The sequence below is a fragment of the Sphingomonas sp. Leaf339 genome, assembly GCF_001426195.1.
Lineage (GTDB): Bacteria > Pseudomonadota > Alphaproteobacteria > Sphingomonadales > Sphingomonadaceae > Sphingomonas.
Window position 1 is genome coordinate 649,881 of the sequence record NZ_LMRS01000012.1, and the last position, 12,848, is coordinate 662,728.

The 12,848-nt window shown below is 60.5% G+C and carries 9 protein-coding genes; 5 read left to right on the plus strand and 4 right to left on the minus strand.

Annotation, left to right across the window (positions count from 1 at the left end):
• Window position 1: 1 nt before the first annotated feature.
• Window positions 2-2,464, minus strand: coding sequence for a TonB-dependent receptor (locus tag ASG67_RS09800; protein ID WP_056528941.1), 2,463 nt, complete (start codon window positions 2,462-2,464; stop codon window positions 2-4).
• 238 nt (window positions 2,465-2,702) lie between these two features.
• Between ASG67_RS09800 and ASG67_RS18845 the strand changes: the two genes are divergently transcribed.
• The 4 genes from ASG67_RS18845 to ASG67_RS09815 all read left to right on the plus strand — a co-directional run bounded on the left by ASG67_RS18845 (window position 2,703) and on the right by ASG67_RS09815 (window position 6,477).
• Window positions 2,703-2,936, plus strand: coding sequence for a hypothetical protein (locus tag ASG67_RS18845; protein WP_156460724.1), 234 nt, complete (start codon window positions 2,703-2,705; stop codon window positions 2,934-2,936).
• 432 nt (window positions 2,937-3,368) lie between these two features.
• Window positions 3,369-4,418, plus strand: coding sequence for a DMT family transporter (locus ASG67_RS09805; protein WP_200940756.1), 1,050 nt, complete (start codon window positions 3,369-3,371; stop codon window positions 4,416-4,418).
• A 139-nt stretch (window positions 4,419-4,557) separates the two neighbouring features.
• On the plus strand, window positions 4,558-5,514 hold the full coding sequence (locus tag ASG67_RS09810) for an alpha/beta hydrolase (RefSeq protein WP_235535137.1): 957 nt from the start codon (window positions 4,558-4,560) through the stop codon (window positions 5,512-5,514).
• Window positions 5,515-5,586: 72 nt separating this feature from the next.
• Entirely contained in the window at window positions 5,587-6,477 is an 891-nt protein-coding gene (locus ASG67_RS09815) for an exonuclease domain-containing protein (protein ID WP_235535138.1), read from the plus strand.
• A gap of 195 nt (window positions 6,478-6,672) precedes the next feature.
• Here ASG67_RS09815 and ASG67_RS09820 read toward each other — a convergent pair whose 3' ends face one another.
• From ASG67_RS09820 to ASG67_RS09830, 3 genes are read right to left on the minus strand one after another with little or no spacing between them, the layout of a single operon-like run.
• Complete coding sequence (locus tag ASG67_RS09820; RefSeq protein ID WP_056528944.1) at window positions 6,673-7,872, minus strand: ROK family transcriptional regulator; 1,200 nt, start codon at window positions 7,870-7,872, stop codon at window positions 6,673-6,675.
• Entirely contained in the window at window positions 7,869-9,026 is a 1,158-nt protein-coding gene (locus ASG67_RS09825; protein WP_156460725.1) for a hypothetical protein, read from the minus strand. Before ASG67_RS09825 ends, ASG67_RS09820 begins: the two co-directional genes overlap by 4 nt.
• 23 nt (window positions 9,027-9,049) lie before the next feature.
• Complete coding sequence (locus ASG67_RS09830; RefSeq protein ID WP_056528950.1) at window positions 9,050-9,952, minus strand: DUF6528 family protein; 903 nt, start codon at window positions 9,950-9,952, stop codon at window positions 9,050-9,052.
• A gap of 113 nt (window positions 9,953-10,065) precedes the next feature.
• Here ASG67_RS09830 and ASG67_RS09835 point away from each other — a divergent pair, with 113 nt between their 5' ends.
• Entirely contained in the window at window positions 10,066-12,768 is a 2,703-nt protein-coding gene (locus ASG67_RS09835; RefSeq protein ID WP_162244339.1) for a TonB-dependent receptor, read from the plus strand.
• Window positions 12,769-12,848: the final 80 nt, after the last annotated feature.

Genomic DNA, 12,848 nt, shown 5'->3' on the forward strand with positions numbered 1-12,848 from the left:
CTCAGAATCCTGCACTGATGGTGGCAAACACCTGACGTGGCGCGAGCGGGAAGAAGTTATAGGTCCCGGATGCCGCACCGACGCTGATCGTCGAGGCCGCTTTCTTGTTGGTGATGTTGGTGACGTTCAGACTGACAGATAGTTTCTTTGCGATACCCGCCTCGCCCACCGGCATGTCAAACCCCAGACGGCCGGACAGGGTGAAATAGCCGTCAACCTTCAGATCATTGGTGTAGGTCGCGTAGCGTCGACCAATGTAATCCCCGATCACCTGCAATTCCACGCCCTCACCATGGAGTGTCGCCACGGTCTTGTTCAACCAATCGGGCGATCCCGGCACCTTTCGACCAGCAGTCGGGACGACTGTCTGTGCCGCGCCCACGGTATAGTTATCGTCATAGCGCGAGTTGTTGTAGGATACCGCGTCGTAAAGCGAGAAGAGTTCACCGAAACGGAACGTGCCGGCTACGTCGATGCCGTCCGTCGTGACGCTGCCGACGTTCGCGATGATCGGTGCGCCACTGACGATCGCGGTGATCGTCGTCGTCGGGCTGATCGCCAGCAGCCGATTGCTGAAATCGACATGGTAATAGCTGATCTGCCCATCGAACCCGGTCAACGGCCCTAGCGCCAGCGTGCGGCGGGTGCGGATACCGCCTTCATAGGTCAAACTCGTTTCCGGCTTCGTGTTGGTGCGGAAGAAGTCGAACAGCGTCTGGCTGCCAAGTGCGAAGGGCGACAGGCCGGCAGCGGCACTGGTCTGGAACTGGCGGATGTTGCGCTGGGCGTTGACGAAAACCTGCTCGTGATCGGTGACGTCCCACAGCGCACCCGCCTGTGGCAGGAACCATTTACTGGTGTTCAGGCGCCCGACGGGCAGTTCGCGCGAACCGGTGAACGAACCGGGGATCGGTTGTACCGGCACCTGCTGGCTGGCCCGCTGGAACGTGCTCTTGAAGCCGGCCTGGATCGTGAACCGGGGAACGATCCGCCACGCGTCCTGAATATGCGCCTGAATCTCGTCAACGCGGATTTCGCTGCCATATTGGGTGATTAGCGGATCGGCGAGATCGCCCGGCCGCGTATAGGGCGAGGACGGGGCATTCACGTCGAGCGCGTACCAGCGGCGATACGCCGACGAACTCTGATGCTCGTACCAGCCACCAAGCTCTATCTTATGATCGCCGAGTTCCAGCCGCAACGTAGAGATGCCGCCAACCCGGTCGATGCGATACTCCGTCGTCCGCGTTGCCAACCCCGAACCACCAAAGATCGTCGAAAGCCGCGCCAGATTGACGGTCGATGTCGGGCTGCTGCCGGTCGCTCCGGGATAATAGAAGGAGAACAGCAACGGCAGCCCAGCAACGGTGATCGGACCGGCGACTACCCCTACCCCGTCATTATGGTGAAAATAGGCTTGGTTCGACCACGTCAAACCGGTCGCTACATTCCAATCATATTTGACGTAGCCCAAATAGTCGGTCCGCTGCGCATCACTGTAATAATTGCTGTAATTTGCTCCCGCCGCCGCATAGGTCGGCGCGCCGTTATAAGGACGCTGATTGGCATAATAAGCCCGCGCCTGCGAGAAGTTGGGATACAGGAACGGCCGGATATAGGGCTGATAAGTCTGCGTGGTCGAGACGACGGTCGCGTCCTCGTTCGGTTCGGCCTTGTCGGAATAGGCGAAGTAGGCGGTCAGTCGGCCGGTGCCATCCTCGCGGACGAGCTTGGCGTTGCCCTGCCAGCCCTTCTGATATCCCTCGAAATCCCACGCCCGCGCCCGCTGGCGGAGGCCAGATACGAACAGCCGGGTGCCATCGCCCAGATCGCCGCTGTCGAGCCGCAGATAGCTGCGCGTGGCCTGATAGCTTCCAACGACCTGTTCAGCGCTGATTCCGAACGTGGGCCGTGGATCACTGGAGAAGGTGTCGATCGTGCCGCCTAGGTTGCTCGTCGAAGCGGTGCCGAGATCGCCGGCGCCGGAAGAAAGAACCACCCGGCCGACATCTTCGGAGATGATCGCTCGCTGCGGGCTCAGACCGTTATAATTGCCGTATTGCTGATCACCGAGCGGTACGCCGTCCAACGTGTAGCCGAGCTGCTGGGCATTGAAACCGTGCACAAACAGCGAGATATTCTGTTCATTGTTCCCCCACGGATCGGCGGTAAGGAACGTGACGCCGGGTAGCGTCTGTATCGCTTTGAGCGGGCTGATGCCGGGCAGTACCTTTTGAATTTCGGCGCCCGACAGCTGCGTGACCGACCGGGTCGCGGCACCCCGGACGATGATCTCGCCGTCCGCATCGGGGTCAGTTTCATCGCCTGGCGCAGCCAAACCACCCGTCGATGTGTCGTCGGCGATCGCGGCAATGTTCTGCGGCGCACTTTGCGCGGTACCGGCTTGCGCACAACAAAGGGCGGCTACAGCACCCGTGCCGAGCAAAATCGAACGTATAGTCATGATAGTCCCCTTCGGCTCGCTGGCCGACCTCGGCTGTGGGACCGCTTCGCTTCATTGCCGTTACATATCCGCGTCAGATCGATGAACGGCCGACGGGCACCGAGCTTACAGCGGCGACAAGAGCGCCATGGTACGATCGACATCGTCATAAATGCGGCGCGAGATCGTCGCCGAGCGGTAAGAACTGTCGGTCACCGCCCCCGACCGACGGGCCAACGAAGCCCAAGCGGAAATAGCGATGATTACACGTAATTGGCTTGCCGGTGCGGCGCCACTCGCATTGATGGCGCACAGCGCAGCCGCACGAGAGGCAGACCGTGATGCTACTGCGGTGTTGGATATATCTGCAACCACACCTGACATTTCGGCGTCGACCGATCCGGCAGCGGACGACGCGCGCGACGACATCGTTGTCCTCGGTACCGGTCAGACCTGTCAGATAAAAACCGTGGTGCTGGCTTTGGCTTGGTGATCCCGCTCTATTCGCCAATGTTGACGTGATTCTCGCTACGATGGCGAAAAGCTCACTGTATTATGCCGCGGCGGTTCTCGATCCGGCTGCCATTAAGTGTCAGCGCGGCGCGCCGAGTTCCAGCTTCTCCGTTGCGATGGAACCCGGAGACCAAACCGGCCGCGATCCCTCGGCGCCGATTGCTCGGGCTTCCGTGTACAAGAGAATGCACGGCTACGTGCCTTCGCATCCAGCAATGCGTTCGACCTTGATTGTATCGGGACCAAACATTTCCAAGGGACGCAATCTCAAAGTCGTCGATATGTATGCGGTCGCCCCATCTACCGCTCGTCTCCTCGGCGTGAAGCTACCTACCGTCGAAGCGCCGGCGGTGTTTTAGAACCAATTCAATCGGTAAACTGCTCATCCGGTCTTAGATAACGTTGGCGCACCATGAATGTCATCATCGACCCCGACCATTTCGTCAGAGCAGATAGGCCGACCCGTTGTCGTCTCGGCCCCACGAGAATGATCGTCCTGTATGGAATGATGCAGTACCCAATCCCTGTAGCATTTGACCCGCTTGCAATGCATGGCGCCAGGATGCGACGCTTGGCCTTTCTGGCACTTACCCTTGCCGGCTTATTCTGGGGACTAGGCTTTCCGTTCGGCAAGCTGGTCCTTCGCGAGGTCATGCCAGCCCATATGGTGCTGCTGCGTTTCGCCGTGGCGAGCATGGCCTCGATCCCTTTTGCCTTCGGCAGTGCAGAGGCTAGAGCACTGTTCCGGTCGCCCGCGGTATTAGGGGCGGGTGCTCTGTACGGCATAGCATTTCTAATCCAGTTCGAAGGGCTGGCGGGCGTAACCGTAACGTTGGCGGCGCTGCTGGTCGGCGCGATGCCCGCACTTGTGGCATTAGCGGCGCGCCTGACCGGAGAGGAAGTGACACGCACGTCTTGGATCGGCGTTGCGGCCGCCACGATTGGTGCCGCATTGATTGCAGGTAAACCCGGTGGCGCGGGCAGCGCCGCGGGCATCGCGCTGTCGCTTTTGTCGCTGCTGGTGTTTCTTGCTTGGCTGATGGTGTCCAAGCGTGCCCCGACCGTACGTTCCGCCCTGGCCGTACCGTCCGTCATGCTGATCGTGGCGACGATAACGGTCGCGCCGGTGGCAGTAGCGATGCGCGGATTACCACCTGTCAATCTGAGCGCTGTCGCTTGGTTGGGAATTGTCGGCCAGGGATTGTTGTCGACCTTCGTTGCGACGGTCGCATGGCAATATGGTGCCGCGCGGGTCGACAGTGCCAGCGCGGGCATTTTCATCAATATCGAGCCGCTGATCGGAGCGTTGATCGGTATCACGCTATTTGAGGACCCAGTCGGTCTGCCAGTCCTGATCGGCGGCCTGGGGATCGTCGTCGGCAGTATCATCGTTGTGCGGGGTGAGCTTACCGTCGCACCATCCTCCGCAGCGGACGCAATACACGGGCTTTCCCTCGACTAGAATTGGATCGGCGGCGATGACGGCGTCCTTCGCCCTCAATCTTCAGGATGGGAAGATCACGACGGTCCGGCTATGCTACATGTAATGCTGACGGCGATCATATGTTGACCCCGCCAAGCGAGATGGAGGAGGGTGCGACATGATGCTGGATCGACGCGCGATACTGGGCGGGGCCTTCAGTCTTGCGGCTGCTTCAGCCGTGGGGCCGGCCCTGGCACAGGCCGCGACAACGCAATGGCCGCCTGCCGAGTATGTTGCGCTGTGGCCCGATCGACCGCCGAACGCGCCGAAAATCCTGCCGAAGCCCAATTTCACGATGAATGGGACCGCACCCCGACGAGAACTCTGGCTCAGGGGCGTTGCGCAGCCGGTGGTTGGCGTTTTCCGACCGGCCAATCCGGATGGCCGTGCGTTGCTCTCTATTCCCGGCGGTGGTTACCAGTTCATCTCCGTCGAAAACGAAGGCATCAACGTCGCCAAGACCTTCAATCCGTTTGGTGTCACCGTATTCGTCCTTGGCTATCGACTACCCGGTGAAGGGTGGATCGATTCACAAGACGTGCCGCTGCAGGATGCGCAAAGGGCCATGCGGTTGATCCGCGCCAATGCCGGTCGCTACGGGATCAGGGCGGAGACGCTGGGCGTCGTCGGATTTTCAGCGGGCGGCCTGCTGGCGGCGTCGATCGCAACAGCGTGGGACGATCCTGTATACAAGGGCGTCGACGCGGCTGATCAAGGCAGTGCGCGACCGGCGTATGCAGGGCTTGTCTATCCCGTGACGTCTGGCGATCTGATGCGGGTCGGCACGGGGCCGGCGGCTAGGTTCGATCCTGCCCGGCGGCTTCGTGGCAATGCGCCGCCGCTCTTCATCGTCCATGCCCTGGACGATCCGATCGTTCCTTTCAGCGAGCCGATGAACATGCTGGTCGCCGCACGTGAGGCAAAAGTGCCGGTCGAAGCTCATTTTCTGCAGGAGGGTGGCCATGGCTTCGGCCCAAGCTATCTCGCGCCAGGTCTGCCCGGTGCAGAATGGCCGGAAGTGTTCGATCGTTGGATCAAGCGCACTCTCGCAGCCCAGAAAACATCGGCTGATTGAAGCAGGCTGATAGGGTGAGAAAGCTCGACGACGAATTTTAGACAGGCCGCCGATCACGCAGTAGGAACCCCTATGTTCCGGTCCGACACGTGTCATTCCTTAGAAATCGCGGCTGATACGGATACTCAATCCGTGCGGCCTGAAGCCCCCGACTTTGTCGTGGTGGACGTCGAAACGTCGTGTTCGCGCGTCAGCAGTATATGCCAGATTGGTATCGTCGGTTTCCGAAACGGTCTGGTCACGTTCGAGTATGAGACGCTGATCGATCCGCGTGACCATTTCAGCGGTTTCAACACGCGTATTCACGGTATTTCTGCCGAGCATGTCGTAGGGATGCCCTGCTTCGCCGACGTGCACGACGTCATCGACGGCCATCTCGGCGGACGGATCACCGTGGCGCATTCCTATTTCGACAAGGGAGCCCTTGCCGCTGCCTGCCGAATTAATGATCGGGCGCCCGTCGACACCACTTGGCTCGACAGTGTGCGGGTTGCCAAAAAGGTCTGGCCGGAGCTTGCCAATCACAAGCTCAGTGTTGTTTCGCGGTACCTCGGCATCCCATTGAACCATCACGACGCGCTTAGCGATGCTCGCGCCGCGGGGATGATCGTCGTCAAGGCCATCGAGCAAACGGGTGTGTCTCTGGCAGAATGGATGGCGCCGACGACCGGTCGGCGTGTGGGACCAGCGCCGCCCCCGGCGTCCACTGGACCGCTCAAGGGAGAACGGGTCGCAATCCTCGGCCAATCGCGTAACGGACCGCTCGCTCACCGCATCGCCGCGAGCGGCGGTCGCGTCGTTGCAGCGGTGGGCAGCAACACGACGATACTTGTCGTCGTCGGCGAAGAGCCGTTTGGTTACATCCGCTACGACGCCCAGTATCGCAAAGCGCAGGGCATCCAACAGTCGGGCGGTAACATCAAGATATTATCCGAACGTCAAATCGTTGAAGATATAGTCTAATTTACTGAAGCGCCGTGCAGACGGGCGATTTCACATGCGGTTCACTGCACTGGATAACGCCGGACAGAGATCGGACTGTTAGAATTGTTCATACTTAGATCCAGTATCGATGTTTTGCGCCATCTCAAAGCTCGACAAACCGAACGGAGTGCATGTCGCACCATAAATTGACGAAAGATTCGGCCAATAAACTCGTTACGAGCCATCTCCGTCGCCAACTCCACTACCGCTCGAACTGTCCAGACCCGGGAAGAAGGCAGCCTTCAGCGGCAAAGTGGCAGCGCCGATCGCGGTCGCATCACCATCGATCATCGAAGCGACGATCCGCGCGCAAGGACGATGATAACCTCGCCGCTCTGGATTAGTGAGGGTGATCCGATCAACCATTCGCTGCGCGAGTTGCTGCGGCAACCGCCCCCCCAAAACAATCGCTTCCGGATCGAGAGTCGCTGAAATGGAGGAGGCGACCAGATCGAGCGAGGGCATGCTGGCGTCAAGCCATGCATCGACCGCCGCATGGTCGGGATCGAACTCACCGAGCATCGCGTGGAGATCGGGATAATCGACCCCGGCAGCCGAGAACCCTAGTCGCAACGCCTCCAGATTAGGTTGCTTCCAACCGAACGGCAGGATCGAGGCGAACTCACCCGCGTTTCCGTGACGTCCGCGCAGCACTTGTCCGTTGGAAATGACGCCGCCCCCGAATCCTGCCGAAAAATACAGATAGGCAAAATCGCGGACCTCACGCCCGTGTCCCAGCATCGCCTCGCCGATCGCCGCAACGTTACCGTCGTTGTCTATCCAAACCTTCTGGCCAAACGCGTTCGCCAGGAGCGTGTCGAGGGGAACGAGAGCAAAGGAATCCAACAGCAGTGGTGGATTGAGCTTCGCGCCGTCTCCGATGAAATAGCCCGTGACACCCACGCCGATGCCTATCAGAGTCGATGGGTCCCGTTTAGCGTTTATGATAGCACTTTCCATCATTCGCCGCATTTGCGCACATGCGGTAGGCAATGTCGTATGTGATAGTTGTTCGGAACAGGCGTTAGTGATGTTGCCGGCAAGGTCGAGCAATACGAGCGATACGGTGTCGGTCATTACGGATAATCCGATCGAAAACGCCGCGTCACCAACCAGCGATATCTTGGTGGCAGGCTTACCGCGCCCGGCGACAACAGGCGCGCTTTCGCTGAGCAGCCCTCGTGCCAATAACGGCTCGACCAGCCGTGTGATCGAATGTGGCGCCAGACCAGTCCAGCGTGCCAGGTCTGCCCGGCTTGCCGAGCCGTTCCGCGACAGTAGATCTATCACCACTCGCTCGTTAGCGGTGGCCGTTCGCCGACCGTCTTCACGCAGAAATTGCGTCGGAAACTCGCCTGCGGTGATACCGTTCATGACGATGGAAAGCCGCGCGCGGCCAATGAAGTCAAGCGCAGCCCCGCAAGCAACGCGGCGACCAGGCATGACACCGCGACCATCCAGGTAAAGGTTGCGAAACCGTCGGATGTGAAGGCAGGCACCCTTCCCAGTCCGCCCGCCAGCGCCAGCCCGGCGGTGCCCAACGCCAGCTTCGATGCCATCGTGTAAAGGCCATAACCACGTGGCCCGTCCGCCAGCGCAGGCAGCAGCGCCCAGCCGATCAGGTTGGTCGTACCCAGCGCAAAGCCAAGCAGCACTAGCATTGCCGACGGGCTGCCGAACGCGAACCCGGCAGCCAGTGTCGCTGCGGCGCCATAGGCACCGGCTAGGATCAGCAGCCCTGAGCGGATCGATCCGATGCGGATCGGAATGAGCGCCGACAGGGTGCGCCCGGCGATGACCAACGCAAGAATCGTCGCACCACTGGCCGGCGCGGTCAAGGTGGGCAAATGCAATGCTGCCTTCGCCAGTGCACCAAGCGCGACGATGCCGATCACGCTGGCGGCAAGGAACGGCAGCGGCAATCCGACAGATCTCGCTCGCCTATGTCGCTCGGGATCGAGTGGAAACGCCGCGAGCAACGGTACCATCGCCGATCCGACGACCAGCGCCGCAAACGCGATACTGTACAACGGCGGCGCTATCGCGTTGGCACCGCTGTTCGCTCCCCAAGCTGCTAGTAACGAAGCAAGAGCGGTGCCGATTGTCCGTCCCCGCGCCAGCCACGTGGCCCGCGCCGGATCGGAGCCGAGCCGGGTAAGCAGCGCATTATGCGGCACGTCGCAGCCGGCATAGGTAATGCGGAATATCAGCGTCGCCGCGAGCAGCACCCAAGGCCCGTGCGGCGCCATCAGCACGGTCGCCGGAAAGCTCGTAGCCGAAAGCGCCAGCGCTACGCCCGCCAGTCGTGCGGCATGATGCGGATGCCGCCCCAACCAGATGCCGACTGCCAGATCGGCCGTGGCGTTTGCGGCGAGCCCCGCAAGGAACAGGGCGCCCGCAACGATCGGATCGACAGCATAGACGGACACCAGCAGATACAATGTCAGCAGATCACTCGCCGTCCACAACAGGCTCTTGCCGGTATGGGCGATGAAGTAGGCGATCCACGCGCGCCGCCAGTTCCGCATGTCCAGTATGCCGTTGGCACGTGTCAGTTGATCCAACGTACCTTGTACAGGTGCAGGGCATCCACTGGTATGCGTACCGCGTCGCTTCCATCGGCGCGCACGATCGTAAAGCCCGTTGCCCACCAACTCTCCTCCGCCTGCACCCAAGCAAGACGCCTTCGCCCTATACCGTCCGGTTTACCGCTCGTCATGCTAACCGCCTTGACGCGCAGTTTCGGGTTGAGGGCGGGGAACGCTGTGAATGCTCCAACCTGGGGATCGAACGTCCATACCCCGTCGTCGGTAGTAACGAGAAAACGGCCGTCAGGTCGCCGCGACAGATCGTGGCCGTCCCGCCGTCCCGGCAGCGACCAGCGCGCGGTTTCGATCAGCGCAGGCGCAGACCGCGAACCGGGAATGCGAAACGCCTGGATCAAGTCATGCGACAGGACGAACAGCCGGTATCGATCATCGTCCCAAACCGCACCATGTCCTGACGGCAAAGGCAAATGAAGCAGAGGCATTTCGCTCCGCTGCCGATCATATACCGTCAGTCGATCGCCGTCCTTTTGGATCGACAGCGCCACCGCGATCAGGCCGCCCGGCAACAGGTCTGCCGAATGTGCCATGGGCGCAGTCGCACGGAACGTCACCTTGCCCGTCGCACGCTCAATCAGCACGACACCCCCCGTCGATGCGGTAACCAAGATCGCGCGACCGCCATCGACCGCCTTGCAATCATCGATATGGCTTAGAAGTTTGGTCCGGTACGCGACCGGCAAGTTTTGCGCCTCAGTAGCGGTCCAGCGCCATACCTCTACCGCGCGCGTTCCATCGATTCGATATTCGCGAACCTGATCGTCACCACAGGCATAGAGGCGATCCTGCGGTTCGACCGCGACTGGCACAGCAACGGCGGCAACGATCAAGCTGACAAACAACGACATTTACCGATCCTTCTGTGACGATTGCCAATCGTCTAAACCATCGTCATAACTATGTCACCTTAAGTGCATAAATGATCCAGCACGGTTGATGTAGGACTTTTAGGGGGGAAATGATGACACCTGTTACCTGGCGCAGCGCGCTGCTGCTTTCCACTGCCCTGCCCGCTGGGCTGCAGGCGCAGCTGGCTCCGGTTCCCGCGACGCAATCAGTCCCCGAAACCGCCAAAACGGCCGATGGGCAGGACATCGTTGTCACCGGCGCGCGGCTTCAAGCTGTGCGCGAGATCGAGGCGAAACGTCAGATTTCGGTTATTTCCGACAGCATCAGTGCCGACGAGATCGGCACTCTGCCCGACTTTGGGCTCGGCGAAGCGTTGCAGCGTGTGCCGGGCGTATCGACCATCCAGAACAACGGGCGCGGCGAGGCGCAATTCCTGTCGATCCGCGGCCTCAACGCCGATTACAATCTGGTGCAGATCGACGGTGTGACGTTGCCCGCGAACGAGATCGGGCGGCGCAACGTTTCGCTCGATATCATCCCCTCGTCGCTCGCCTCCCGTGTAGAGGTGTACAAATCTGTCACTGTGGCGATGAACGGCAATGCCATCGGCGGCATCGCCAACTTGCGCACGCGCAGTGCTTTCGATGGTAAAGGCGAGCCATTCGTTGGCGGCCGGTTCGATATCGGGCAGTGGGATTTCAAACGAACCCGCGGTAATCGCGCACCCTCGGGCCAGGCCGAACTGGTCGCCTCCACCACCTTCGGTCCGGATCACAAATTCGGTGCGGTCGTGTCGGGCAGCTACTTCCGGCGAGATTCCGCGTCGCTCAACTCAGCAACCGACAATTATCTATACTTTGACCCCACGACCGGCGGGCGGCTGCTCTCTCCGGCCAGCGATGTATCCAACGCCTTCGCCGCGCCTGATCGCCGGCGCTGGCTGCATTACGACAACGTCCGTCAGCGTTACGGCGTGTTCGGTAAACTGGAATTCGACGATCACCGGATCTTCAAGGCAGCGGTGACCCTGGCCGATTTCCGCCATATCAACGACGAGGAGCGGCAATCGAACATCGTCATCGCAAACACGGCGGTCACCACGGCGACCAACCGCTACACCAATTTCAGCAATGTCACCGCGACCAGCGGCAATGTCAGCAACGCCAATGCCCAGGCCGATCTTTCCAGTTTCTATCAAACCCGTCGGATGCGGTATGCCGACTTCAACGGCGAACTGACGCCGGGCGATGCCGTGCGTTTGGATTTTGGTCTGAATTATGCGATCGCGACCTATCGTCAGGCTGCCCGGCTGGCCACATATCGCATCCCCAACACGCCAAACCTGGCCTATCGCTACGGCTACACCGCCGGCAGCTTCCCCTATTTTGACTTCGCCAATCCGAGCTTCGTCGCCAATGCCGCAAATTACCGTCAGTTCGAATATGGAACCAACAGCGACGATAATCGCGAAGAGGCACTGACTGCGCGGATCAATCTCGACGTCAACATGGACGGGAAGGATCGCGGCTTTGGTATCGCGACCGAAGCTTATGCCCGGTTTCTGGACCGCCGCTATGATTTTCAGGTCGACAATTATCGCAATACCACCGCATCAGCGCTGCTGCTGGCATCGGTCCTGGCGAGTGAAAGCTACGCACCATATAATGGTCGCGGCCAGACGGTATTGCTGGTCGATCCGACGAAGGCCCGCGCCGCTTTCGACGCCAGCCGGCCAAGCTTCGCAGCCAACACCGCCAACGCGGGCGGCAGCCTGCAATCCGATTATAACCTCACCGAAGACGTCGTCGCCGCCTATGCGATGGCACGCTATGCGACGGATAACGTCAGGCTATCCGCCGGAATCCGCTACGAAGGGACGACGCTCACGACCGGTTCGAACCGCCTGCGCAGCGGGACCTATGTCTATGGCCAGCAGGGCCAGCATTATCGTGACTGGCTTCCGTCCGCTCAGGCGGATTGGGATATCAGCGATCGCCTGCGCTTCCGCGCGGCCTTCAGCCGTACGCTCGGCCGACCTAACTACGACGATCTTGCCGCACGCGAGACCGTCAATATCGGCGTGACGGCAAACAACCCGGACGGTGGCGTTTCGATCGTCAGCGGTAATCCCGAATTACGCCCACGCCGATCGGACAATTACGATCTCAGCCTGGAATATTACGTGAACCGCGACATCCTGTTTTCAGCAGGTGCCTTCCAAAAAGATATCGCGGACGAGATCATCACGACCCGGAACCAGACAACCGAGATCTTCGAGGGCGTGTCGCAATTGGTCACCCGCATCCGACCGGTCAATGCCAGTGGATCGCGCGTTCGCGGCGTCGAGTTGAATGCGGTGGTGGCACGGATGCGTTTCCTGCCCGGTCCGCTCGCGGGCTTCGGATTTTCCGCCAATCTGACGCTGCTTGATCCGACTGCTCCACAGGTAGCGCTGTCCGATGGTGTTACCCGTCGTCGTCTGTCGGGCCTGTTCGAAAGTTCGAACACCGTCGCCAATGCCAAGCTGTTCTACACCGCCGGCCCCGTCACTGTGCAGGGTGCGTGGAATCATCTGTCGCCGATCCTCTATTCGGTATCGACCAGCGACCCGCTGCAGGACCGGCGCTACGCCACCAGCGACCTGTTCGACGCGCAGTTGCGGTTGAAGCTGGACCGGCAATGGACGATCGTCGCACAGGGCAAGAACCTGACCAACTTTCGTCCGCAGCGGATGTTCGGTCCCGGCTTCGGTTTGCTACGTGAAGAGATTGACAATGGCCGGTCCTTCTACATCGGCGCGCTGGTGCGTTGTTGATTTCGCACAGCTGGATACGAACGCACACAGCCTGCCGCCGGGTGGCACATCGTTCACCGAACAGTCCGGCGCGATAAGAT

Bases quoted from the DNA above. Each gene is read 5' to 3' on its own strand.
- ASG67_RS09800 (WP_056528941.1), bottom strand. From the start codon at position 2,464: ATGACTATACGTTCGATTTTGCTCGGCACGGGTGCTGTAGCCGCCCTT.
- ASG67_RS18845 (WP_156460724.1), top strand. From the start codon at position 2,703: ATGATTACACGTAATTGGCTTGCCGGTGCGGCGCCACTCGCATTGATG.
- ASG67_RS09805 (WP_200940756.1), top strand. From the start codon at position 3,369: ATGAATGTCATCATCGACCCCGACCATTTCGTCAGAGCAGATAGGCCG.
- ASG67_RS09810 (WP_235535137.1), top strand. From the start codon at position 4,558: ATGATGCTGGATCGACGCGCGATACTGGGCGGGGCCTTCAGTCTTGCG.
- ASG67_RS09815 (WP_235535138.1), top strand. From the start codon at position 5,587: ATGTTCCGGTCCGACACGTGTCATTCCTTAGAAATCGCGGCTGATACG.
- ASG67_RS09820 (WP_056528944.1), bottom strand. From the start codon at position 7,872: ATGAACGGTATCACCGCAGGCGAGTTTCCGACGCAATTTCTGCGTGAA.
- ASG67_RS09825 (WP_156460725.1), bottom strand. From the start codon at position 9,026: ATGCGGAACTGGCGGCGCGCGTGGATCGCCTACTTCATCGCCCATACC.
- ASG67_RS09830 (WP_056528950.1), bottom strand. From the start codon at position 9,952: ATGTCGTTGTTTGTCAGCTTGATCGTTGCCGCCGTTGCTGTGCCAGTC.
- ASG67_RS09835 (WP_162244339.1), top strand. From the start codon at position 10,066: ATGACACCTGTTACCTGGCGCAGCGCGCTGCTGCTTTCCACTGCCCTG.